Origin of the sequence: Pseudomonas sp. AP42 (genome assembly GCF_001728935.1) — a bacterium.
In the GTDB taxonomy this organism is placed as follows: Bacteria; Pseudomonadota; Gammaproteobacteria; order Pseudomonadales; family Pseudomonadaceae; genus Aquipseudomonas; species Aquipseudomonas lactis.
Genome location: NZ_LYSO01000002.1, coordinates 115,650 through 140,357, shown reverse-complemented (window position 1 = coordinate 140,357; position 24,708 = coordinate 115,650). Strand labels below are relative to the sequence as shown.

Annotated in this window: 20 protein-coding genes and 4 pseudogenes; 2 read left to right on the top strand and 22 right to left on the bottom strand. The window is 59.5% G+C overall.

What is annotated here, in order from left to right:
• Window positions 1-134: 134 nt before the first annotated feature.
• The 7 genes and pseudogenes from A7K61_RS01730 to A7K61_RS01700 all read right to left on the bottom strand — a co-directional run bounded on the left by A7K61_RS01730 (window position 135) and on the right by A7K61_RS01700 (window position 7,379).
• Complete coding sequence (locus tag A7K61_RS01730) at window positions 135-1,361, bottom strand: ABC transporter substrate-binding protein (protein WP_069556821.1); 1,227 nt, start codon at window positions 1,359-1,361, stop codon at window positions 135-137.
• Window positions 1,362-1,578: 217 nt separating this feature from the next.
• Window positions 1,579-2,475: pseudogene (locus A7K61_RS01725) on the bottom strand (branched-chain amino acid ABC transporter permease); the annotation flags it as partial.
• Between the two features lies 1 nt (window position 2,476).
• On the bottom strand, window positions 2,477-3,364 hold the full coding sequence (locus A7K61_RS01720; RefSeq protein ID WP_069556819.1) for a branched-chain amino acid ABC transporter permease: 888 nt from the start codon (window positions 3,362-3,364) through the stop codon (window positions 2,477-2,479).
• Window positions 3,365-3,531: 167 nt separating this feature from the next.
• The gene (locus tag A7K61_RS01715) at window positions 3,532-4,242 is read right to left on the bottom strand and encodes an ABC transporter ATP-binding protein (protein ID WP_069556818.1); all 711 of its coding nucleotides are present in this window, start codon (window positions 4,240-4,242) and stop codon (window positions 3,532-3,534) included.
• Between the two features lies 1 nt (window position 4,243).
• Window positions 4,244-5,023 carry an ABC transporter ATP-binding protein gene (locus tag A7K61_RS01710; RefSeq protein WP_069556817.1) on the bottom strand — a complete coding sequence of 260 codons (780 nt, stop codon included), beginning with the start codon at window positions 5,021-5,023 and terminating at the stop codon, window positions 4,244-4,246.
• A gap of 343 nt (window positions 5,024-5,366) precedes the next feature.
• Window positions 5,367-6,221 (bottom strand): AraC family transcriptional regulator, encoded by an 855-nt coding sequence (locus tag A7K61_RS01705; protein ID WP_069556816.1) that lies wholly within the window; start codon window positions 6,219-6,221, stop codon window positions 5,367-5,369.
• Between the two features lie 186 nt (window positions 6,222-6,407).
• Window positions 6,408-7,379, bottom strand: coding sequence for an XdhC family protein (locus A7K61_RS01700; RefSeq protein WP_069556815.1), 972 nt, complete (start codon window positions 7,377-7,379; stop codon window positions 6,408-6,410).
• 90 nt (window positions 7,380-7,469) lie between these two features.
• Between A7K61_RS01700 and A7K61_RS01695 the strand changes: the two genes are divergently transcribed.
• Window positions 7,470-8,249: an alpha/beta fold hydrolase gene (locus tag A7K61_RS01695; RefSeq protein ID WP_069556814.1), complete on the top strand. Its 780-nt coding sequence runs from the start codon at window positions 7,470-7,472 to the stop codon at window positions 8,247-8,249.
• Window positions 8,250-8,265: 16 nt separating this feature from the next.
• Here the strand turns inward: A7K61_RS01695 and A7K61_RS01690 are convergent, their stop codons facing one another.
• The 14 genes and pseudogenes from A7K61_RS01690 to A7K61_RS30710 form a co-directional block, all read right to left on the bottom strand.
• On the bottom strand, window positions 8,266-8,889 hold the full coding sequence (locus tag A7K61_RS01690) for a UbiX family flavin prenyltransferase (RefSeq protein ID WP_026136920.1): 624 nt from the start codon (window positions 8,887-8,889) through the stop codon (window positions 8,266-8,268).
• Window positions 8,873-9,826 carry a LysR family transcriptional regulator gene (locus A7K61_RS01685; protein WP_069556813.1) on the bottom strand — a complete coding sequence of 318 codons (954 nt, stop codon included), beginning with the start codon at window positions 9,824-9,826 and terminating at the stop codon, window positions 8,873-8,875. Before A7K61_RS01685 ends, A7K61_RS01690 begins: the two co-directional genes overlap by 17 nt.
• Window positions 9,827-9,846: 20 nt before the next feature.
• A complete protein-coding gene (locus tag A7K61_RS01680; RefSeq protein WP_017737790.1) occupies window positions 9,847-11,289 on the bottom strand; it encodes an aldehyde dehydrogenase family protein in 1,443 nt (480 codons plus the stop codon).
• Between the two features lie 71 nt (window positions 11,290-11,360).
• Entirely contained in the window at window positions 11,361-12,149 is a 789-nt protein-coding gene (locus A7K61_RS01675; RefSeq protein ID WP_017737791.1) for a fatty acid hydroxylase, read from the bottom strand.
• 49 nt (window positions 12,150-12,198) lie between these two features.
• The gene (locus A7K61_RS01670; protein WP_017737792.1) at window positions 12,199-12,957 is read right to left on the bottom strand and encodes an SDR family NAD(P)-dependent oxidoreductase; all 759 of its coding nucleotides are present in this window, start codon (window positions 12,955-12,957) and stop codon (window positions 12,199-12,201) included.
• Between the two features lie 11 nt (window positions 12,958-12,968).
• Window positions 12,969-14,327, bottom strand: a complete 1,359-nt coding sequence (locus A7K61_RS01665; protein WP_083263029.1) for an MFS transporter — start codon at window positions 14,325-14,327, stop codon at window positions 12,969-12,971.
• A 77-nt stretch (window positions 14,328-14,404) separates the two neighbouring features.
• Complete coding sequence (locus tag A7K61_RS01660; protein WP_069556812.1) at window positions 14,405-15,838, bottom strand: UbiD family decarboxylase; 1,434 nt, start codon at window positions 15,836-15,838, stop codon at window positions 14,405-14,407.
• Window positions 15,826-16,191 (bottom strand): hypothetical protein, encoded by a 366-nt coding sequence (locus tag A7K61_RS33045; RefSeq protein WP_069556811.1) that lies wholly within the window; start codon window positions 16,189-16,191, stop codon window positions 15,826-15,828. The genes A7K61_RS01660 and A7K61_RS33045 overlap by 13 nt, the downstream gene beginning before the upstream one ends.
• A 194-nt stretch (window positions 16,192-16,385) precedes the next feature.
• Complete coding sequence (locus A7K61_RS01650; protein ID WP_052229556.1) at window positions 16,386-17,189, bottom strand: enoyl-CoA hydratase/isomerase family protein; 804 nt, start codon at window positions 17,187-17,189, stop codon at window positions 16,386-16,388.
• A gap of 19 nt (window positions 17,190-17,208) precedes the next feature.
• The gene (locus A7K61_RS01645) at window positions 17,209-18,747 is read right to left on the bottom strand and encodes an AMP-binding protein (protein ID WP_069556810.1); all 1,539 of its coding nucleotides are present in this window, start codon (window positions 18,745-18,747) and stop codon (window positions 17,209-17,211) included.
• Between the two features lie 5 nt (window positions 18,748-18,752).
• Complete coding sequence (locus A7K61_RS01640; protein WP_008060977.1) at window positions 18,753-19,253, bottom strand: (2Fe-2S)-binding protein; 501 nt, start codon at window positions 19,251-19,253, stop codon at window positions 18,753-18,755.
• A gap of 2 nt (window positions 19,254-19,255) precedes the next feature.
• Window positions 19,256-20,062 (bottom strand): xanthine dehydrogenase family protein subunit M, encoded by an 807-nt coding sequence (locus A7K61_RS01635; protein ID WP_017737798.1) that lies wholly within the window; start codon window positions 20,060-20,062, stop codon window positions 19,256-19,258.
• Complete coding sequence (locus A7K61_RS01630; RefSeq protein ID WP_069556809.1) at window positions 20,059-23,058, bottom strand: molybdopterin cofactor-binding domain-containing protein; 3,000 nt, start codon at window positions 23,056-23,058, stop codon at window positions 20,059-20,061. Before A7K61_RS01630 ends, A7K61_RS01635 begins: the two co-directional genes overlap by 4 nt.
• A 162-nt stretch (window positions 23,059-23,220) precedes the next feature.
• A pseudogene (locus A7K61_RS30710) lies at window positions 23,221-23,415 on the bottom strand (EAL domain-containing protein); the annotation flags it as partial.
• 1 nt (window position 23,416) lies between these two features.
• Here A7K61_RS30710 and A7K61_RS34125 point away from each other — a divergent pair.
• Window positions 23,417-23,893: pseudogene (locus A7K61_RS34125) on the top strand (EAL domain-containing protein); the annotation flags it as partial.
• Here A7K61_RS34125 and A7K61_RS30700 read toward each other — a convergent pair.
• Window positions 23,823-24,603: pseudogene (locus A7K61_RS30700) on the bottom strand (ATP-binding protein). The pseudogenes A7K61_RS34125 and A7K61_RS30700 overlap by 71 nt on opposite strands.
• Window positions 24,604-24,708: the final 105 nt, after the last annotated feature.

Genomic DNA, 24,708 nt, shown 5'->3' with positions numbered 1-24,708 from the left:
CGCCATAACTTGCAAGGAAAATGTTTTAACTCTTATATCCAGCCACCCAATATCGCTACCGCGAATAGCACTATAGCTCTCCCTTTGTTCTAAACCGGCCAAGCCAATGCTCGACCTGTTTGAAACCTCAGTGCTTATTTCAAAGTAACAAGCGAGCAACCGCCTGCGGACATCGGCCGAAATGCTTCATCGGCAGGTATTGTGGACAGCAACTTGTAATAGTCGCCAGGGTACTTGGACTCGGAGGGCTTTTTCACTTCGAAGAGATAGAGTGGGTGGATCTTGCGACCATCGGCACGAATACTTCCCTCGCCGAAGAGCTTATCCTCGGTTTTGACCGCCTTCATCCGGGCGACGACTTCGGCACCATTCCCATCGTCATTGTTGACGGCAACTGCTCGCAGATAGTTCGTGACGGCGGAGTAAACACCAGCCTGCGCCATTGTCGGAAATTTCCCGCCGTTGGCAGCAGCGAATACTCTACCGAATTCACGGCTCGCGTCATTCATGTCCCAGTACCAGGCAGCAGTCAGCATCAACCCTTGTGCCGCCTCCAGGCCCAACGCTTGCACGTCGCTAATGAACACCAACAAACCGGCTAGCTTCTGGCCACCAGCGGTGATGCCAAATTCAGACGCTTGCTTGACGGCAACAATGGTGTCCCCACCGGCATTTGCCAACCCGATTATCTGCGCCCCGGAAGCCTGGGCCTGCAACAAGTAAGACGAAAAATCGGTGCCCGGGAACGGATGGCGAACCTTGCCCATCACTGTTCCGCCACTTTTTTCAACGACCGACGCCGTATCACGTTCCAATGCGTGACCAAAGGCGTAATCCGCCGTCATGAAAAACCAGCTTTTGCCGCCACTCCCCACCACCGCTTTACCGGTACCGTTGGCAAGCGCCCATGTGTCGTAGGTCCAATGAATGGTGTTCGGGCTGCACGCCTTACCGGTCAGATCGGAACTGCCGCCACCGGATACCAGGAGCACCTTGTTTTTTTCCCTCACCACTTCATTGACGGCCAGGATGACTGACGAAGTCGGCACGTCGACGATCACATCCACCTTATCCACATCGAACCAACGACGGGCCACACTGGCCCCTACATCTGGCTTGTTCTGGTGATCAGCCGCCACGACCTCGACCTTCAGGCCATGTTTTTCAGGCTCGAAGTCGGCCACCGCCTGCTTTGCGGCCCACACCGAGCCCGGACCGGAAAGCCCGGCATAGGTACCTGACAAATCATTCAATACGCCGATACGCACTACACCATCTGAAACCTGGGCTTGCACGGCCGGAGCGGCTACCAGCAGCCCGAAGCAGATCTTGCGCAGATGAGTATTCAGTTGTTTGATCATTATTATTTTCTCCTACTCTTTCATTCGGGTGTTTAGTACGGGTTTTTTTATATTTTTCGAAGTTGAATGCTCGACATCCGCATCACGGGTTCGCCTCCCTCGCCGAACCATCCGCTCCCCTTGCACCGCCCCCTTTGCGAGAGGCCCCAAGAGACTTTCGGCGGTTTGCATCAGCGCGCCTTGCCGCCAGCCTGCTTTGGTAGAAAGCCGCAAACTCCCCGGCAATACCGCGGCGAAAGAGCAGCACGCAAACGATGAAAATGACGCCCATGATGACTGGCAAGAGCGCGCCCACCTTATCGGCCAATGCGTTCTGCAGAGTCACAACGATGGCGGCCCCTATCAGTGGGCCGAAGATGGTGCCCAGGCCTCCGAGCAGGGTCATCAGCACTACTTCGCCCGAGGTCTGCCAATGGGCGTCGCTCAAGGTCGCGAACTGAAACAACACGGCTTTGGTACCGCCAGCGAGCCCCGCCAGAGCAGCCGAAAGAACGAAGGCCAACAATTTGTATCGGGCTGCCTGATAGCCCAGGGAAATCACCCTCGACTCGTTTTCTCGAATGGCTTTGAGAATCTGGCCAAAAGGAGACTGGATAACGCGATGAATCAACCAGAAGCCAAAAACAAAGATGGCAAACACCAGGTAGTACAGATTTACGTCGTTGCTGAGGTCGATAAACCCAAATAACAGCCCGCGCTGCACACCTTGTAAACCGTCCTCCCCTCCGGTGAACGGAGATTGCAGGAAGACGAAATACATCATCTGCGCCAACGCCAATGTGATCATCGCAAAGTAGATGCCTGAGCACCGTATCGCCAACAGGCCGAATCCCAACCCCAGCACGGCGGCAGCCACAACCGCTGTGAGGATCCCCAGCTCGGGCGGGAAGCCCCACACCTTGATGCTATAGGCGCTCACATAAGCGGCTGCGCCGAAAAAGACGGCATGACCGAACGAAAGCAAGCCGGTATAGCCAAGCAAAAGATTGAATGCACAGGCAAACAGCGCAAAACAAAGCACCTTCATGGCCAGTATCGGGTATATGGCGAAGGGGACAATAGCACCGCAGATGAGCAGAAGGATACAGCCTAATAGTCGCGTTCTCGATGACATGTTACTCAGCCCTCCCAAATAGACCGGCCGGCCGAAATAACAGGACGATCGCCATGATAATAAAAACAATGGTTGCGGAAACTTCCGGATAGAACAGTTTGGCCAAACCCTCAATCACGCCGAGTGAAAGACCGGTAATAATGGCGCCAAAAATCGAGCCCATCCCGCCAATCACCACCACCGCAAATACCACAATAATCAACTGCGAGCCCATCATGGGACTGACTTGTAATACTGGCGCAGCCAGCACCCCGGCAAAACTGGCCAGCGCGACGCCGAAACCATAAGTCAGCATCACCATGACAGGTACATTAATGCCGAAGGCCTGGGTCAATGCCGGGTTTTCCGTGGCAGCACGCAAGTATGACCCCAAGCGTGTCCTTTCGATCATGAACCACGTCAGGGCGCATACGGCAAGCGAGGCAACAATCACCCAGCCTCGGTAGACGGGTAGAAACATGAATCCCAGATTCATTGCCCCTTTCAGTGCCTCAGGGACTGCGTAGGGTTGACCTGAAACACCAAATTCATTACGGAAAACGCCCTCGATGATGAGCGCCATCCCAAATGTCAGCAATAAACCGTATAGATGATCGAGCTTATACAACCACTGCAGCAGAGCGCGTTCGATCACAACGCCGACAATCCCCACCGTGAGTGGTACAAGCAACAATGACCACCAATAGTTGACGCCAAAATAATTGAGACACATCCATGAAAAAAACGCTCCCATCATGAAAAACGCACCGTGCGCGAAATTGATGATGCGAAGCATGCCAAATATAACTGCCAAGCCCAGGCTGAGGATCGCGTAAAACGAGCCGTTAACCAGTCCTAGCATAAGTTGGCCTGTCAAGGCCGACAATGGAACATCGAAGAGTGTTGCCATATTGTTTATCCTGACGATTTGTTATTAGTAGGATATTCGCCGAAGAGCCTGGAAAACTTATAGAGCCACACGCTTCAGCCTTGTACCCAGAAGGTGCGTTGTAGGGGTTTTAAATCCCTTGGCTCGCCGTTGGAACCGTCTAAACCAGACAAGTGCTTTAGCCGATATTAGATCCCTAAATATTCTTGAAGCAGATCGCTTTTTTGCCCAACTTCGTGCTGGTGAATCTCAGCGATAATCTTGCCGTGCTCGACGATATACATGCGATCCGCGAGGGGGGCGGCAAAACGTGAATTCTGTTCGACCAGAAGGATTGTGAAGCCCTTGCTCTTGAGCTGGCGGATGATTTCGGCGAGCCGCTGGACGATGACCGGTGCAAGTCCCTCGGATATCTCGTCAAGCAGTAGAAGGCGCGCACCAGTGCGCAGGACTCGGGCCATGGCCAGCATTTGCTGTTCACCACCCGACATGCGGGTACCTTGGCTGTGACGACGCTCGTAGAGGTTGGGGAACATCTCATAGATTTCCTCCAGGCACATTCCATTGTTTCCTAAACGCGGCAGCAACAGCAGATTTTCCTCACACGAAAGACTGGCATAAATGCCTCTTTCCTCTGGGCAATAACCCACACCCAGGCGCGCAATCTTATGGGGCGATAGATCGATGGTTTCAGTACCGTCTATTATGATCGAACCCTGGCGCTTCCCCGTGAGCCCCATAATGGCTCGCAAGGTGGTGGTGCGGCCTGCGCCATTGCGACCTAACAAAGTAACGCATTCACCCTGCTTCACAGTGAAGTCAATGCCGTGGAGAACGTGAGACTCACCGTAGAAGGCTTGCAAGTTGGCAACTCGCATGTATTCGGTAGCATTGGTCATATCAATGGCTCCCTGGAGAGCGCAGCTCACTGTCGGCACTCCCCATATAGGCTTCGACCACGAGTGGATTGACTGAAACTTCAGAATAACTGCCCTCGGCGAGCACACTGCCGCGAGCAAGTACCGTGATAGTGTCGCAAATCCCCTCTACAACCTTCATGTTATGCTCGACCATCAGGACAGTGCGGTTGGCGGCGACATTCTTGATCAGCTCCATGACCCAATCGACGTCTTCATGCCCCATGCCTTGGGTGGGTTCATCGAGCAACATCAACTCAGGGTCCAGCGCTAAAGTGGTGGCTATTTCCAGCGCTCGCTTGCGGCCATAGGACAGTTCCATTGCTACTAGATCGGCGAATGACTCCAATCCCACTTGGGCGAGCAACTCCATCGCTCTATCGTCAAGAGCGGCAAGTGCAGCGCGCGACTTCCAGAAATGGAAGGAAGTCCCCAGGCTTCGCTGTAGCGGAATATAGATGTTTTCTCGCACGGTAAGGCGAGGAAAGACTGCCGATATCTGGAAAGATCGAATCATCCCTCTGCGCGCTACTGCAGCTGGGTGCTCACGAGTGATGTCCTGGCCGTTGAAGCGAATAGTCCCTTGGGTAGGATCGAGAAACTTGGTGAGCAAGTTAAAACATGTCGTCTTTCCGGCACCGTTGGGACCGATCAGGGCATGAATTGAGCCACGCTTCACACGCAAGTTGATATTTTCAACAGCGATAAATCCTTTGAACTCTTTGGTCAAACCAACAGTTTCCAGAATCGCATCATTAGCCATATTATTTTTCAACTCACGTTCTTGCTTTTCTTGTAATGTGAATCTAAGTCGTCGACTAGTACTGGTCCAATATTATTTTAAGGAATTATTTATACGTAAAAAGTCTTTATTTTCTCGAGTCCAGCCATTTTCAGTATTGTGACTGGGGAAGGTTAAGCGGCTATAGACATAGCCAACGCTTCTGCCAACGACACCCAGCCACTATCATTAGAGCCGAGTGTGGGAGAAAGGCACGAGGGAAAGCTTTGCCTTGAGCGATGGAGTTTTGCGCGGACGTCTGCAAGTTTGCCTCGGAGTCTGAATTTCAGGAAATAACCTGAGCAGGCCAGGATTGAGGCGATATTCAAACCCCCGCATAGCTATCCACTACCCTTCGGTACTGGCTGGGGGAAGCGCCGATGTGCTGACGGAAAAACCGTGTGAAATGACCTTGCTCGGAGAACCCGAGGTTCTCAGACAACAGGCCCAACGTGCCACTGCGCTCACGCTCCAGCCAGGCAAAAGCCCGGCGCATGCGCGCGTCGTTAAGCAGCAGGGTCGGGGTCATGCCGGTGTCTTTCTTGAACAGCGCAAAGAAGTGTGCCCGAGACAGACCACAGGCCCGCGCGGCGTTGTCGATCGGGTTCGGATCATCGAGGTGCTCAAGCAACCAGGCGGTGCCACGGCGCACGCGCGCATCCCGGAACTCACCTGTGTTGGGCGCACCCAGTAGCGACAAATGCCGCCAGCTGGAAAAGTCCTCGATCAGTTCGATCAGGAAGTCGAACAGCATGAACTCCAAACGCTCTTTCGGCACGATCCCACAACCATGCGCTTCGGCGACCAGGATGTCGGCCAGGGTGCGATTTCGACTCGACAGCTCGATGCATGATTGGGCAAAAAAGTCCGGCCGACCGCTGAGCGCCAGCGATTGCTGGGCAGTGGCCAGCCAGGCGGGCTCTATGTAAAGCGCCAGGATTAGCGTGGCACCGGCACCCGGCTGCGGATCGTAGAAATGCGGCTCCCAGGCGTTGACCAACACCGCGGTGCGATCACTGAGCGGAACCCGTCGACCCTTAACGTTGAAGTAAGTATCCTCGCCGGACACTTTGACCAGCACATGGCATTCGGAATGGGTATGGGTGACCAGCGAATGATCCATATTCAGCAAGGCGACCCGGCCAAACCTGCCGTGGAAAACCCGTTGGGCAATCGACATCAGATTCCTCCTCGCTTGAAGCGATATTGTTATCGGCCTCAATGCATATCATCGGGGCGCTTATCTATTTCTCAAGCCCGTCGATCGGTCCATGGTTCAGCCAGACTTGGCTGACCACTATCGCGCGCGAATGACCGAGCGTCTACCTCGACTTTCGCAGCCCCCACGTTCGTCGGAAAAACCGCCTTACAAGGCATGGCGTTCTTTGCCGTGATAAACGCGCAGGATATCGGCCACCACCGCCAGAGCGATCTCCGCCGGGGCCTTGCTGCCCAGATCGAGGCCGATGGGCATGTGCAAACGGGCAATCTGTTCATCCGTCAGACCACCGATGCGCTTGAGCCGCTCGGCGCGCTTGGCCGAGGTTGCCTGAGAACCCATGGCACCGATGTAAAACGCCGGGGTGTGAACCGCTTCCATCAGCGCCAGATCATCGATTCGAGGATCGTGAGTCAGCGCCACCACCGCAGTCGCCGCATGGCAACCACCAGCGGCGATGTACATCGAGGGCAGCATGCGTTGCATCTCCACGCCTTCGAGCTGCACATGCTGCATCTCATCCCGGGGGTCGCAGGCGATGACTTCGCAGCCGATGGCGCGGGCGAAACTGGCGCAAACTTCAGCGACCGGCGACAGCCCGGCCAGAATCAGTCGCAACGCAGGGCCAACACTGATGCGCACCGTCTCGTCGACGACTTGCACCCGCTCGCTGCCGTGTCCGATGTCTGCGTCCAGGCGCAAGGCTCCGCTGCTCAACTCGACATGGCGCAGCAGACGCCGCTGACCCAGTAACGCCGCTTGCAGACTCTCCAGGTGCTCGATCCATTCGAGACTCGCAGCGCGGTGCTCGACCAGCACGATCAGCACGCCACCACAGGGTAATCGCAGACGGTGGCGTTGCTCGACGCTGTCGCCATAACTGACGATCTGCGCCGGTTCGCGTAATTCACCGCGCGTCAGGCTTTCGAGAAACTCCTCCTCGACGCAGCCACCCGACAGCGAGCCGACGTGTTCGCCCGAGCCATTGGTCACCAGCATCGCCCCCGGCGCACGCGGCGCCGAGCCATAGGTGGAGAGCACCGTACACAGCCACTGGGCCTGCCCGGCGCGAGCCCATTGCAGTGCCTGGTCGATCACCTGAACATCGAGATGACGCATGTTTTCTGTACCTCAAGCAAAGCGTGGTGCTGCAGACAGGGTTACGTTTACGGTAACCTGCGAGCAACCTTGTTCAATCGTTGATTCAACATGTCGCCACAACAATTTCTGCAACTTGGGCCGCTGCGCCTGGAATATCGCCAAATTCCTGCGGCTGACCCATCGCGACCGACGCTTGTGCTGTTGCACGAAGGCCTCGGCAGCGCCGATCAATGGAAAGACTTCCCCCAGCGCCTGGCCCAGGCCAGCGGTTGCGGTGTGGTCACCTACAGTCGTCAGGGTTATGGGCAATCGAGCCCGGTAACCCTGCCGCGTCCGCTGAACTACCTGAGCAGCGACGGCCCTCGTGAACTGCGGCAATTGCTCGATGCCTTGCAACTGCCGCAAGTGGTTTTGCTCGGTCACAGTGACGGCGCCTCCATTGTCCTCGCCTATGCCGCCGCCAATGATCCCCGCGTATTGGGCAGCATTGCACTGGCGCCTCACGTGATTGTCGAGACCGAGAGCCTCGATGGCATTCGCCATACCACCGAGGTTTGGCATCAGGGCGAATTGCGCGAACGCCTGACACGCCACCATGGGACCAATGTCGACGGCGCCTTTCACGGTTGGAGCGACAGCTGGTTGCACCCGGACTTTTCCTTGGACGATCTCGAAGCGCAGTTGGCTTATATCGAAAGGCCGCTGCTGGTCATTCAGGGTCGCGAAGACCACTACGCCACGCCCGAGCAACTGATGGTCATCCAGCGACAGGTGCCTGGGCCGTGCCGCTGTGTGTTGCTGGATAACTGCCGGCACTTTCCCCAGACCGAAGCGACCGAGCGGACCTTGCAGCTGATCTGCGAATTCCTGGAGCGCCTCCCCGCCTGAATGCCCCGAATGTGACTCAACCATCGATCACCTCATCCAGCGTTGCTACGCGCTCCGGTCGTTCGCGCCAGCGACGGACGACACCCAGTTCGATATCGAACATATCCAGCACCCTTCCTACAGTGTGATCGATCATGTCATCCAGGCTGGTCGGCTTGGCATAGAACGCAGGCACTGGCGGCGCGATCACCGCACCGAGTTCAGCCAACTCGGTCATGCTGCGCAGGTGATTGCGGTGCAGTGGCGTCTCGCGAACCATCAGCACCAGGCGCCGGCGCTCCTTGAGCACCACGTCGGCGGCGCGGGTCAGCAGCGTTGAGGTCACGCCGCTGGCAATTTCTGACAGGCTGCGTATCGAACACGGCGCGATGATCATGCCCATGGTTTTGAACGAGCCACTGGCAATTGCCGCGCCGATGTCCTGATTGATGTAGCTAACGTCAGCAAGGGTCTTGATCTGAGACCAGGACATCTCGGTTTCATGGGCCAAAGTAATCAGCGCCGACTTGCTGACCACCAGATGGGTTTCAATCGGCGTGTCGCGCAACAGCTCCAGTAGACGTACGCCATAAACGGCGCCGGAGGCACCGGAAATTCCTACGATCAGCCGCTGCGGCCGGCTATTACTGGGAACGCTCATGGTCGCCTTCCTCTATCGGACCTTCTTTGTAGAAATGGATGGCGTCGAGTGCGGTGGTCATGGTTTTGCCGATCATCTCGATGAACAGCATTGCCGCCGGGGTCAGTGGTCGACGGGCGTCGTGCACACAGACCATGCGCCGGCTGATCACCGGCGCGACCAGCGGATAGGCGCGCAACGCGCCTTCGTGCAATCCGCGATGCAAGACGGTTGCCGGCAGCACGCTGACCCAGTCGCTGCGACGCAAGAAGTCCTCAATGACCGCCAGATCGTCCACCTCCAACTGCGGGGTGACTTCAATGCCCTGGGCGGCAAGGTGCTGGTCGATGACCATACGCAGCCCGTGACGACGCGAGGGCAGCACCAGTTTGAATCCCGCCAGACTGGCCAACGGCAAGGGCAACGCTCCGTTAAGGCGATTGGCTGCACCGGTGGCGACCAGTAGCTCCTCATCGAAAATGTCGTGGCCGATCAGGTGCTCATGCTGAAAGCTTTGGTTGATGACCGCGAAATCCAGCACGCCGGTCAGGACCTTCGCGATCAACTCCTGGCTGTAGCCCGAGGTGACGCTCAATTCAACCTGTGGCTGATGCTCGACGAAATGCGCCAGGGTGCTGGCCAACGCGTTGTTGGCGGCAGACGCGATCAGCCCGGCACTGATGCGTCCGCCGATCTGGCCGCTACGGTCGATCAGGGCCTGACGCGCCGCCAGCAGCTGGGCAAGAATCGGCATGAACAAACGATAAGCCTGATCGCCGGCCTCGGTCGGCGCCATGCCCTTGGAGCTGCGCTCGAACAACGTCTGCCCGAGTTCTTCCTCAAGCCTGGCGATCTGCATCGACAACGCCGGTTGCACGATATTCAAGCGCTGCGCAGCCCGGGTGACGGAGCCTTCCTCATAAAGGCAGGTAAAATACTTCAGATGGCGCAGCTCCATGGTCACCCTCGCGTGCGCGCTCAACCGAGCGTGCCGACGTTCTGATAAATGTGTTTGAGCTCGCTGAAATCCAGCAGCGCATCGACGCCATGCAAGCGCCCCAGACCGCTCTTGCGGTAGCCACCAGTTTCCGCCTCGGCGAACAATTTGTTGTGGTCGTTCAGCCACACCGTACCGTTGCGCAGTGCCCGAGCGACACGCCAGGCGCGAGCGCCCTGCCCGGTCCAGACACTCGCCGACAGACCGAACTCGGTATGGTTGGCGCGCGCTACTGCCTCGGCTTCATCTTCGAAGGACTCCAGCACCAGCAACGGGCCGAAGATTTCCTCCTGGCAGAAGAACGCGCCGCTGTCGCGGTGGGCGATCAGTGCAGGGGCGAGGAAGGCGCCCTGACTCAGCGCGCCATCCGGGCGGCCGCCGGCCAGCAGCACCTCGTCGCAACAGTCCAGCGCCTCGGCGATGCGCCTCTCGACCTTGTCGCGCGACTGCCAGTCGATCAGCGGGCCCATTTGCGTCGCCGCCTCCAAACCGTGGCCCAGGCGGATTTCGCCGAGCGCGGCACTGAGCGCACGTTTCATCTCGGCAAAACGGCTGGCCTGCACCAGCACGCGCCGTGCGGCGGTGCACTGTTGGCCGGAAATGATGGTTGCTGCTGCCGCCAGTTTCGGTGCGATAGCCTCGACGTCGGTATCCTCGAAGACCAGGCAACAGGATTTGCCGCCGAGTTCAAGGGACAGCTTCTTCATGGTCGCTGCGGCGTCTTGCATGATGCGCTGGCCGGTTGCGGTGGAGCCAGTAAAGCTGAGCACATCTACCAGCGGCGAAGCCACCAGGTACGCCGCGCCGACATGCCCAGTTTCAGCGAACAGGTTGACCGCGCCGGCCGGTAGGCCCGGTAGGGCGAATAGCGGCTCGAGCATGGCCGCGTTGAATAGCGCGGTCTGCGGCGCCGGCTTGATCACCGCGGTGCAGCCGGCCGCCAATGCCGGGGCGAGGGCGCGCACCAGCAGCACCGCCGGGGCATTCCATGGAATGATCAGCCCCGCGACCCCGGCCGGTTCACGCAGCATGTTGGAGAACTCGCCAGGCGCCACCTCCATCACATGGCCGGGGTTGTGTCGGGCCAGACCGGCATAATAGACAATCTCGGAAATCGCCCCGGCTATCTCGCCGCGCGATTGCACCAGGGCCTTGCCATTCTCGCGGGTGAGCAGCTGCGCCAGTTCCTCCTGGCGTGCCTTGAGGCCTGCGGCCCAGTCCAGCAGCAATTGCTGACGCAGGCGCGGATTCTGTGACCACTGCGGGTTGGCGAAGGCGCGCGCGGCGGCGGAGACCGCCGCTTGCGCCTCGGCTTCGCCGCCATCGGCGAAGCGGCCGATCAACTCGCAGCTGGCCGGGTCGAAGCTGTCCGCCCAATGTCCCGCGTCGGTCCATTGCCCATCGATGAAATGTCTGCTTTGCATGAGTCCTCCGGTATTCCGTGGGTCAGCGAGCAGCGGTCGACCACCAGAACCGACCGCTCATTGAGTCGCTGTCAGAGCTGGTGTTCGGTAGCCGCTTTGGACGCGCGCTCGACCTGCTGCGCATCAACGCGAGCCTGGTCCTCGGGTTTGCGCGCCGCATCCGACATGCCATTGAACAGCGTGCCCAGCACGCCCTTGTTCAAGTCGCTGGTGCCAAACAGTGCATCGCAGATCGGAAAGGTCAGGTTGAAATTGCGCGTGTGCATGAAGTCCGGGTTGTGATGCAGGACATGCATGCGGCGCACCGTGTTGACCAGCGGCATGGCATCGAGCAGCGGATGCTCGAGGTGCGACAGCGTGTGCAGGCCTTCGTACATCAGGAAGTAGGCCGCCATCGTCAACATTGCGATATAGCCGGCGTTGGCCGTCCATAACGTGCCCAGCAGCAGGGCCAGCGGCAGCGCGGCCATCACGAACAACACCGGAGCGAATGGGGGAAACAGCAGAGCGCGCCAATCCTGATGGCCGTGATAGTCCAGCGTCTTGTGCGAGAAGAACTGATGGTGGGTGGCGACATGCCGCTTGTAGGCCGGCTTGAGCCAGCTCCTAGGGCTGTGTAGCAAATAACGGTGGCCCGCCCATTCGGCCCAATTGCCGAACAGGAACATCGGCACTACCACCAGCAACCACTCCTGCCAGCTCGCATCGACAATCTGGCTGGCGCAGTACCAGAGCACCCCGCCGGTGAACAGCAGGGTGAAAGCCAGGTGCATTTCGCCGCGATACCAGCTGGGTGTGGACGCACGATAGCTCTCGCGGTATGCGTGCGAACGCTCAACGATTTGTTGTTCACGATTCATAACGGTTTACCCTTTCAATGAAATATCGGCTGCGCATGGACTCCCCCTATCAGTGGGTCACCGAGCCGCCGTCGACCACCACAGTCTGGCCGCTCATGAAATCGCTGTCGGCGCTGGCCAGAAACAGCAGCGCGCCGACCAGGTCTTCCGGTACCGCCTCGCGCTTGATGCAGCGGCTGGCGATGTTGTTGCGCACGATGTCGCCGGCCCAGGCGGCGTTGGCCTGGACGTTGGCGCTCATGGTCAGGCCGGGGGCCAGGCAGTTGCAGCGGATGCCGGCGTCGCCGACTTCGCGCGCTATCGAGCGTGTCAGGGCAATCACCGCGCCCTTCGACGCGACATACGCCGCCATCATCGGCGCGCCTTTGAAAGCCGTTGCCGAGGCAATATTGACGATCTTGCCGTAGCCCTGACGGCGCATCACCGGCATTACCGCCTTCGCGCACTCGAAGGAACCGCGCACGTTGACTGCCATGATCCGGTCCCATTCCGCCGAGCTGGTCTGCTCGAAAGGTTTGAGTTCCAGGGTGGCGAACAACGCCGCGTTGTTGATCAGCACGTGCACACCGCTGAACTGCGCCACGGCTTCCTCGACCATGGCTTGCACCGCGGCACCGTCGGTCACGTCGCAAGCGATTGCCAGGGCCGTACCGCCCTTGTTGCGGATCGCGGCAGCGGTTTCGTCAGGCGCCTTCAAATCGCAGAGCACCACCTTCGCGCCCTCGGCCGCCAGCGCCTTGGCGTAGGTGGCGCCGATACCTTGGGCCGCGCCGGTGACGATAGCGACCTTGCCGGTCAATCTGTTCATTGCCATCTCCTTCACTTGAAGTTGCCTTGGGTTTCCGGAATCACCACGCTGCCGATCAGGTAGATCACCGACAGGCCGGCGGCGAAAATCGCCAGTACCATGGGGATCTGCGCGGGGCTGCTGCTGAACAGGGACACAAAGGTCGGCATGGTTCCACCGAGGGCGAAACCGATGTTCCAGGACAATCCTGTGCCGCTGGCGCGCAGCTCGGTGCTGAAGCGTTCGTTGAGGAAGATCAGGATCGGCGCGATGATCGCCCCGCCCATGAAGGCGATGCCCACGCAATACAGCGCAGTGCGGGTCAGCGAACCCGGCTCGGCGACACCGAGGAACATCATCGGCAAGCTCACCAGGTTAATCACACCCAGTAGCATGAAGGTCTTCTTGCGACCGATCAGGTCACTCAGGTAACCGAAGGCCAGTGCTCCGACAATGGTTGCCACCGACCCGTACATGAGCATCTGCGAAGTTTGCGTATGGGGCACTTTGGCGACCACGTTGAGCAAGGTCGGCAGATAACCGCAGGCCAGGTAATACGTCGCTCCGCCGCCGAATGTAATCAGCAGATTGACCAGCATCACGCTGCGGTACTCGCGACCAAACAGACGCTTGAGCGGCGACACGACCACTACCGCCGGCCCCTTGGTCTTGCGCGCTTGTTGCAGTTGCTGCCAGACCGGGGTTTCTTCCAGATAGCGGAACATCACCAGCCCGAAAAACGTGCTGAGCAGCCCGCAGAAGAACATGAAGCGCCAGCCCCAGACGTCAAATTCATCCCCGGGGAAAATTTCCGACAACACCAGGTAAGTGAACGACGCCAACAGCGCGCCCATGCCGGCACCGGCACCACCGATCAACCCGGACATCAGGCCGCGATAGCGCGGCGAGATGGATTCGGTGCCGATGGTGTGAGTGGAGGCCACGATGCCGCCAACGAAAATGCCCTGAATCACCCGCAATAGCAGAAACAGTATCGGGGCCAATAAGCCGGCCTGATGAATGGTCGGCAGCGCGCCAAACAGTGCCGTGGAAATACCGACGCCGACCATCGACACCATCAACGCTCGCTTGCGGCCGTGCTTGTCGGCATACGCGCCGAAGATTGCCGAACCCAGGGGGCGCACCAGCAGGGCCACGGCGAATGAGGCGTATACCGCGGCCAGCGACAGTGTCGGGGTGTCCGAGGGGAAAAACATGCGGCCGATGATCGGCGCCACGTAGAGCAGAATGAACAGGTCAAACAAATCCAGCGCCCAGCCGAATGTTGAGGCAAATGCCGCCAGTAAAGCCTTGCCCGGTGGAATCTGCGGTGTATCGATAGCGGCGCTGGTTGGCGATGCAGTTGTTGTTGTTGTTGTTGTCGTGGTCATGGTTGCCTCACGCAAGACGTGTCTTGAGTTGGTTGGAACTATCGGAAACAGGCCGCCGAATCCAGCGGCCACCGGGTTCAATCGTGCATCTGGAGCACGCGCTGCCAGTCCTGCGGGGCCGCGTCCGCCAACTTGTCGAGTTCGACTTCCTGTTGGCCTGGCACCTGGATTCGTTTGAAGCGCATGGTCGGTGCCGACAGCGACACCGTGGCGTCGTAGCCCATCTTCGAGCCAACACCGTCACGGGTGGACGGGTCGAGTTTCGAGCCCTGGGATTCGTGGATCAGCACCAGGTCGCGGTCGGCCTGGAAACGGGTGGCAATCGCCCACTCGACTTCGGTGGGGTCATGAATGTCCACATCCAGATCCACCACGGTGACATGCTTGATGTCGTAGTGACCGCCCAGCGCGCCGAGGATGACGTTCTTGCCCTCGCCTTCGGAGCGTTTGTCGATCTGCACATAAAGGTGATAACGACACACTCCGCCCTTGCTCAGGTGCACGTCACGCACGCACGGAAAACTGCGGCGCAAGTGCGCGAGCATGGTCGCTTCGCGCGGGATGCCGCCGAGCAGCAAGTGTTCCAGGCCGCCGCCGACGATGGTGTGAAAGATCGGGTTGTGACGATGGGTTACGGCGTCGACTTCGATCACATGTCGCTCGGCGCGTTCGCCGTAGTACTGCGGAAACTCGCCGAACGGCCCTTCCATCTCCCGCGCCTTGGCCAGCAACCGGCCCTCGATGACGATCTCGGCGTCGGCAGGCACGCGAATCTGATGGGTCACGCAGCGCGTTACCGCCAGCGGACGGCCATGCAGAGCGCCGGCGATTTCCAGTTCGTCGTGATCGATCGGCACGATGGCCTGGGACGCCAGCAAGGTCAGCGGATCAGCACCAATTACCACCGCCACGTCCAGATCCTCACCCAGCGCCTCGACTTCCTGAAAGAAGGCCAGCGCATGGCGTGGCAGCAGCAATGCACCCAGTCGATTTGGGCTGCTCACCTGCAAGCGGTGAATCGAAACGTTCTGCACCCCGGTGCGCGGGTTGCGGGTAATCAGCAGGCCAGCGGTGATGTAAGGGCCGCTGTCGTACTCGTTGTGGGTGGGAATTGGTAGCAGTTTGTTCAGGTCGATCTCGCGATGCACCACTTGCTGACAAGCTGCATCGCTGACTTCCCGCCACGGCAGCGGATTGAGGCTGGCCGCCTCGAAACGCGCCAACACTTCAGCGGACTCCACGCCCATCGCCTCGGCCATCCACTGCCGGTCGGACAGCAGGCCGGAAACCACCGCAATCGAGTGGCCGCCAGGCTGGGGAAACAGTGAAGCGCTCTTGCCGTCCAGACGATTAGCAATCGCTGCAACGCCGAAACGCAGGTCCACGCCGGGACGTATCATTGCCAAACGCTGCTGGCGCTGCAAATGGTCGAGCCAGCCACGCAGGCTGGCGCCTGCTGGCAAGTCCCCGGCCATGTCGGCTTCGGGGGTGGAAAGCGTCACAGGCTGCATGGCCTTACCTCGTCATTATTATTTTGGTGGCATGCCCGGTCATCCGGCGGCGGGTTAAAGAACGGCTGATAGAAGTCCTTGAGCAACAAGGTGGCGATGCCCATGGTTAGCGCGGCCATGGTGCCGAACAGCGCCCCGGCCAGTCCTGCAACGGCGATCCCGGCCATCCATTCGTGCATGTGCCCGAAAAATTGCGCAACGGCCTGCAACGATGGAATCACCGCCGGGAATTCCTTGCCTCCGGAGGTGAAGTTTTTCGCGCTTTGTGTAGAGCGTCGAACCCAGAAACTGATCAACGCCAAGACCACCCTGTAGGCGGCCACGATGGTTAATACCAGCCAGCTAGAAGCCATAAGTGGAACTCCGATTTTTATATTTATTGGACGGATTTCGGTGCAGCCGATCTCACCCTACGAGCCCCGCAACGGGTTTTCTATTAACGAATATTGATGCGCCCTATCAGTTTCAGTGAAGGGGCGGCAGGCCCTGCTCCATAGGGAGGCACGCCTTTGCCGACATGCTCCCGGGCCTGCTCGCCGGTACGCATTTACTCGCCGGTGAACACTGCCGGACGCTTGCTGTGAAACGCTTCGACGCCTTCCTTGAAGTCCTTGGAGCTGCGCAGGCGGCTGTAGCAGTGACCTTCCATTTCGATCGCGACGGTCAGCGGCGCATCTTCGTTGTCGTTGATCAGTTTTTTCGCCGTGCGCTGAGCCAGCGGCGAGAAGCGCCGCAGTTCATCAGCCAGCGCATCGACGGTGTTTTCCAGTTCGGTATCTGGCACGACCTCGGTAGCAATACCCCAGGCATAGGCCTGGTCGCCCGTAATGCGCTTGGCGCGCATCACCATGTGTTTGGTGCGGGTGATGCCGATGATTTTCTGCAGGCGTGCGGAGCCTCCCGAGCCTGGGATCTGACCCAGGTTCTGCTCCGGCAAGGCGTAGCGCGTGGTTTGCGAAGCAACGCGGAAATCGCAGGCCAGGGACAATTCAAAACCGACGCCGAAGGTGTAACCACGGTTGGCGACGATTACCGGTTTTTCGCAACGTGCCGGTGCCGCAACGTTCCAGGCCAGCTTCGAAACGTGCTCCGGCGAAGCTTCAAGGAAACCCTTGATGTCGCCACCGCTGGAGAAGTGTTCACCCACCGAGCGCAGCACGATGACGCGCACATCTTTGTGTGCATCGAGGGCTTCGAAGACCAGGCGCAGTTGATCACGCTGCCCCATGGAAATGACGTTCAACGGCGCCCGGTTGAGGATGATGTCAGCGCGCTCGCGGGACACATCGACTTCAACCTGGAAGCCATCGAACTGAGTGTCGAGAAATTGCTGGATCGCTTGTTGTTGCATTGTAGTGTCCTCTGGATGATTAGCTGATGGCCTTCAAGGCCTGTTCCTGAAATTGGGCCAGCAGCACGCGCCGCAGCACCTTGCCAACTGGAGATTTGGGAATCTGATCGATGAACTGGTAACGCCGTGGCCGCTTGAATTTGGCCAGGCCCGAAGCGATGCAATGAGCATCGAGGTCGCATTCCGACACCTCGGCGCGCAGCTTGATAAACGCTGCAATGATCTTGCCCCACTGCTCGTCAGGCAGACCGACCACCACCACTTCTTCCACTGCCGGGTGCAGAGAGAGCATGTTTTCGATTTCCGCCGGGCTGACGTTTTCGCCGCCGGTGATGATCAAGTCATCGACACGACCCGTGACGAACAGATCGCCTTCCAGATCGAAGTAGCCGATGTCACCGGTGAAATACCATCCGTCACGCAACGCCTTGGCGTTCGCCTCAGGGCGGTTCAGGTAGCCTTCGAACGCCTCGTCACTCGCCAGGTCGGCGATGATCTGGCCCTCCTCCAATGGGTTGGCCTGCACGTCCACCGTTTCAGCATCGATCGGTACCACGCGCACGCGCTGGTTCATTGCACTGCGCCCTGAGGAGCCGGGTTTGCGACTGGCCTGCTGGTCGATGGTGAAGGTGTAGATTTCCGAGCTGCCGTAATGGTTGACGAACAACTGCGGCTGGAACGCCTGCTCGACGCGACGCATCAAGCCGTCGCTCATCGGCGCGCCGGCAAAGCCGATTTTCTCCACACTGGCTACTCGCTCGCGGCCGAAGGCCGGGTGCTCGATGAGCATGTGGTAGAGCGTCGGTACGAGGTACAGGTTGCTGACCTTTTCCCGCTCGATGGCCTGCAGCGTGGCTTCCACGTCGAACTTCGGCACACAGACGAAATGCCCGTCGATCAGCGCCATGGACAGCAACGAACGCACGCCCATGGTGTGGTAAAGCGGCATGACACCCAGCGTGCACTCGCTCTGGCGGTAGAGGTTTTGCGCTACGTGGGCCACCGCCGCGGCGCGTTCACTACGGTGCCGACGGGGCACGCCCTTGGGCTTGCTGGTGGTTCCGGAGGTGTACAGCAGCAGTGAAAAGTCTTCGGCGTCGGCCTGCAAAATGATGTCGGAGGGGGTCTGCGAACACAGCTCCTCGAAACTCAGGTCGGTGTCGGCGGCACGGATACCGGCGGCGATCCGTGGCAGCCTGGTGGCGGCGCTGCAACCGGCCACCGCGGCCACGGTCGCGTCGTCGTAAGCCAGTGCGCGGATTTGCGCATCTTCGATGCAGTAGCCCAGTTCATCGGCAGTCGAACGCCAGTTCAACGGGGTCATGACCACGCCCGCAAACTGACAGGCCCAATGCAGGGTCGCCATCTGCCAGCGGTTCTGCATCGCTACCAGCAGTCGGTCACCCCGTTGCAGCCTAAGGCGTTGCAAGCCCCGCGCTGCACTCTGGATATCGACGAACCAGTCTTCATAGGTTTTCTTCAACGCACCGTCACTGACCGCCACGGCGTGCGGTCGGCGTTCAACGGCAGCGAGAAAACTGCGTCCGAGATCGAACATTATTGTTATACCCCTTTGTTCGTTTGGCGCTGGGCAGCGACTTCGAGCACGGCCTGGACGATGCCGGTGTAGCCCGTGCAGCGACATAGATGCCCCGAAAGCATGTCGCGTACCTGGGTCTCGTCCGGGTTGGGTACCCGTTCGAGGAAATCCACGCAGGACATGAGAATGCCCGCAGTGCAAAAGCCGCACTGCAAGGCGTGATGACGGCGAAAGGCTTGTTGCAGATCGCTCAGTGTGTCGTCGTCGGCCAGGGACTCGACGGTCTCGATACGCCGTTCGTGCCCCTGTACCGCGAGCATCAGGCAGGAACGCATGGCGACCCCGTCCACCAGCACCGTGCAGGCGCCGCAGACACCGTGTTCGCAACCGACATGGACGCCGGTGGCACCGAGGTCGTGGCGCAGGAAGTCGCAGAGTTGGGTCCGCGGTTCGGCCAGCGCTTCGCGGGAGCGGCCATTGAGTTCCAGGCGAATCGGAAAGGTTTGGTCGGCAGTTACACGCATGTTCAGACTCCTTCGATCATCTGATGACCCAGCTCGCGAACCAGTTGGCGGCGATAGGCGGCGCTGGCGTGCACGTCGTCTTGTGCATCGAGCGACCAGGCGGTTTGATTGAGCGCGTCAGGCAGCGCCGCACCCCGTGGCAGGCTGCGACGTTGCGGACGGTCGGCGACCCCGCCGATGCCGAGTTCGACCTGGTCCGTCCCGATGGCCGCGGCCAGGGAGACAATTGCAAAGTCGCCGTGGCGCATGGCGATTTCGCGGAAGCGATAGGTGATGCCTTCGCGCTTGAGCGGAAAACGCACCTCGACGACCAGCTCATCCGCACGCTTGTCGGTGGTGAGAATGCCTTGGAAGAAGTCGGCGGCCTTGACGATGCGCTTGCCTTTTTTGGACTCGAGAACGATCTCGCCGCCCAGTGTCACCAGGCACAGCGGCAACTCGGCGCTGGGGTCGGCGTGAGCCACCGAACCGCAGACCGTACCGCGATTACGCGTCTGGAAGTGGCCGATCCAGGGCATCGCCAGTGCCAATAAAGGCACCTCGTCCATCAGGGTCGAACGCGCCAGCAACTGCGCCTGTCGCACCCCGGCACCTACCGCCAGGCAATCCTTGCGCAGCTCGATATAGGCCAGCTCGGCCACATGATTGATATCGATCAGCAACTTGGGTTGAGCCAGGCGCATGTTCAGCACCGCCATCAGCGATTGGCCACCGGCGATGATGCGAGCCTCCTGGCCATACTCGGCGAGCAACTCAACCACCTGACGACGGGTTTCAGCCCGAACGTAATCGAAAGCAGCCGGTTTCATTGCGCACCCCCCTTGCCAAACAGCGCGCCAAGCGAGGCGCGCAGTCGCGCCCACCAGCCGGTGGAGATGGCTTGGCCGCTGACCCGTTGCGACAGGCGAGTAAAGATTTGTCCGATGATCACTTTCGAGGCCCCTTGCAACATTCGGCCGCCGACCGCGGCGACTTTGCCGCTGACCGCCACCTGGTATTGGTATTCCAGACGCGTGTGGCCATTTTCCAGTTCGACGAAACGCACTTTGGCCTGGCCCTGGGCCGAACCCATCGAGCTGCTGCCGGAACCGGACAGACGCAACGAATGCGGTGGGTCCAGATCACTCAGGGCCACCTTGGCCTCGAAGCGCGCACGGATCATGCCGACGCCGACGGTGACGTCTGCGCGGTATCGGTTCTCGCCTTCAAGCACGAGGTCGTGGCAACCGGGAATGATCGCCGCCAGCGTCTGCGGGTCGAGCAAGGTATCGAAGACCTGTTGCGGCGAAGCAGGAATCACCACCGAGTCGTTGGCCCGCAACGCGGGTCCACCGGCAGGTGCTGCGTCCAGGTCTTCGTCGGGCTCCATACCGGCGGGCCGAGGGGGCTCGTCGATCCCGATGAGCGTGCGTACTTTCGATGGTGTCAGTGGCAGACGGATGTCCGAGCGACCGAGGGCGTCGGCCACCGCGTTGGCGATGCACACCGGCGTGCTCATGTTGTTGCCCTCGCCCACACCCTTGGAGCCCAGCGGGGTGAAGGGCGATGGCGTATCCATGTGCAGGATCACCGGTTCGATCACTTCCGGTGCGGTTGGCACCAGATAATCGGCGAAGGTCCCGGAGAGGAAGCTGCCGTCCTCACCGTAGGCGAATTCTTCCATCAGCGCCGCGCCGAGGCCTTGGGTGAAGCCACCACGAATCTGGCCGTCGACCAGCGCGGGGTTGAGCAGGCGGCCGGCGTCATGGCAGGTGACGTAGCGATCGATGTGGATCTCGCCGGTCATGCGGTCGATTTCCAGACCACAGATGTCGAAGACAAAGCCGTAGCACAGCGAGCTATTGACCTGGTCCTGGTCGTCCGGGGCCACCAATTGCGGCGGGCTCCAGAACGCGGTTTCGCGCAGACCGCCACTTTCACCTTCCGGTAGCAGGCCCGGCGACCAGTGGGTCGCACCGGCAATCCGATGGAATGGCGCCACCGCCCCGCCATTGACCACAAAAATCTTGCCGCCGGCGAAACGAATATCTTCGGGACTGGCCTGCAATTGCTCGCCGGCAATCACGGCGAGGCGATCGCGGATCTTCAGCGCGGCCTTATAGACGGCACCGGCCACAGCGCCGGCGAAACGGCTGGAATAGTTGCCCGAGGCAATCGACCAAGCGTCCTTCTGAGTATCCAGCTCGACGTTGACCACGATGGATTCCAATGCAACCCCAAGCACGTCGGCGACGACCTGAGCGACGGTGGTTTGATGGCCCTGCCCTTGCGGTGTCGAGGACACATGCACACTGACGTCACCCAACGGGCCGACGTTGATGGTTGCGGTGGCGACAGCGCCGTTTTTCGGACCGGCCTTGCGCCGCTCTTCGGGTGTCATCGCGGTGGTGATGTAACCCATGTTGGAAATCGAGGGTTCAATGACGGCGGCATAGCCAATGCCATAGATTCGACCTTCCGCCCGCGCCTGATCACGACGTTTGAGCAACTCGTCGAGTCCACCGTCAGCCGCCGCCAAGGCAATGCAAGCTTGGTAGTTGCCGGAATCGAGCAACGCACCGGCGGCCGCGCGATATGGGAAGGCATCGGCCGGCACCAGGTTGCGGCGGATCACGTCCAACGGATCAAGCTTCAACTGCACGGCGATATGTTGCAGCAGCCGCTCCAGGGCGAAATATACCTGCGGGCCACCGAAACCACGGTTCAGGCCGGAAGGGGTTTTGTTGGTCAGCACCACGCGGTTGCGCACTTGCAGATTGCGGATCGCATAGGCACCCGTCAGGTTGCCGTGCATGCGGTAGAAAGTCGCCGGTTCAGGCGCTCTAAGGTAGGCACCACAATCGTCGATCTGGTCATAACGCAAAGCGGTGATGCGCCCGTCTGCTTCTACCGCCGCTTCAATTTCGGTCACCCGATTGGTCGCCGAAGAAGCCCCCTGAAGATGTTCCAGACGGTCCTCGACCCACTTCACCGGTGCGCCGACCTTGCGTGACGCCAGCCCCATCATCACCACGTAAGGGAAAACCCCTTGCTTGATGCCAAAGCTGCCACCGGAATCTTTCGGTGTGCGCAAACGCAAGCGGTTGCCAGGCACATTCAGAGCCCGGGCCATGACCGTGTGTAATGCATAGGGGCCCTGGAAATTGGCCAGCACGTCATAAATGCCGGTGGCGCGCTCGTACTGAGCCAACACCACATAGCATTCAATGGGTGTGCAGGAACTGCGCGGAAACTTCACTTTGAGCGAGACCTTGTGCGGCGCCTGCTCGAAGGCCTGCTCCGGCTCGCCATAACGAAAGCGTCGTTCGTTGACCACGTTGCTGCCGACGGCTTCGTGCAGGATAGGCGCCTGTTCGGCGGTGGCCCGTTCTGGATCGATGATCGGGGGCAGCGGCTCGTATTCAACGCGCACACCTTCGATGGCGTCTTCGGCCAGATAGCGGCTCTCGGCGATCACCACGGCCACCGGCTCTCCAACGTAGCGCACTTTGTCGACGGCGACGCACCAGTGCTCCATCGGCTGACGTACACCCACCGGAAATGGCAGCGCCCAGCGTTTGACGTCTTCGCCGACCAGCACGCCGTGCACGCCTTTCATCAGCAGCGCACTGGAAAAGTCCACCGAGGTGATCCGCGCATGAGCGTGGGGTGAACGGATGATCGCCGCATGGAGCGTCCCCGGCGGGATCGCAGCGTCATCGGCATAGCAGCCGAGACCGCGCAACAATGCGGCGTCCTCGACACGGGCCTGACGGGCGCCGATGTGGCCGGTCTGATTTTCGGTAGCAGGTTGGAAACTAGTCATTTTTTCGCGGCTCTTGTTGTTATGCAGCGCGATAGCGTTAGAGCCGAGTGTGTGAGAAAGGCGCAGGGAGCGCCTTGCCTGGGGAGAGGGAGTTCTGCGTTGGAGTCTGACAATTTGCCTTAGCGTCTGATTTACAGGACTGGGACCCGACAGAATGGCCGCTCAGGGAAGGGGCGCGGGATGGCTCAGGAAAGCTTCGATTTCTGCGTAGGGCATTGGTTTGGCAAAGTAATACCCCTGAAAAATATCGCAGCGACTGCCCTTCAGGAAATCCACCTGAGACGCCGTTTCCACGCCTTCGGCGACCACCGTCAGGCTGAGGTGATGGGCCATGGAAATAATGCCTTGGGTGATCGCCCAAGCCACCCTGGAGAAACATGGTCTGCGTGGTGAGCAGTTAGAGCTGGAGATCACCGAGTCGCTTCTGTTGCATAGCGCGATCGATACGTTGCACCGGCTCAAGGCGTTGGGGGTGCGCATTGCGCTCGATGATTTCGGCACCGGCTTTTCCAGCCTCAGTTATCTCAAGCGTTTGCCCATCCACAAGATCAAGATTGATCGCTCGTTCATCCAGGAAATCGCCACCGACCCTCACGATGCGGTACTCGATACGGCCTGCGCGCACTTGCGCCAGTTAGGCGAGCAGGGCATCACCGGCATCTCGATGGCGGTGAATATTTCGCCGATGCATTTTCAGCGTGGCAATTTCGTCCAGTGTGTCTTCGTCATCTACTATCAAAACGTGAATGTCAGACATCGGTGGTTTACTTCGCCTCGTTCCCTGGGGGCGCGGGAAAGTCCAGGATCACCTGAGTTCCTACGCCAAGCGTACTGATAATGTCCATGCGCGCACCGTTGGCATCCAGCAGTTGCTGACTGATGCTCAGCCCCAGCCCTGTACCCCGCGCCTTGGAGGTAAAAAAACGGTTGGCGGATGCGCTGCAAGTCCGCCTCGGAGATACCGCAGCCCTGGTCAATGACCATGACTCGCACCTGCCCATCCCATACTTGGGCGCACAGGCGCACGGGGCTCTGGTTGTCGCAAGCCTGGAACGCATTCAAACAAAGGTTGACCAGGATCTGCCGGATCTGGTCCGGGTCGACGTAAAGCTGCAAGCCTGGTTCTGTTTCGCACAGCAATTGCGGGTCGTCCGGCCCTGCCAGCCGGACGATCTGCTCGAACAACGACGCGACAGCAACCACCTCGGGTTGAGCCGGGTGAGGCCTCCCATATTCCAACAGATCGCTGGTGACAAGGGATAAGCGGTCGATTTCCTTGCCTAGGTCGGTCAGCAAGTAACGTCGTTCGGGTTCTTCTTCTCGGCGCAGTAAGGCTTGCACTGTAGTTTTCATGGTTGTTAGGGGATTGCGCACCTCATGGGCCACGCCCGTGGCAAAGGCCCCCAGTACCGCGAGATTTTCTGTCCGCACAGTGTTTTCCAACATGTCCGCCAAGCGCGCGGCCATTACATTGAACGCCCGCGCTACATGGTTGATTTCGTCGTCACGGGGCTGTTCAGCCAGGCGATAACTGAGGTCGCCCATGGACAACTGATGAGCGCCCTGTAACAAGGTGCTGACCCGCGAGCGCAACTGTCGCGACAGAGTAAAAAACACTATGAGGATAAACACGATAAAACCAGCAGCTAT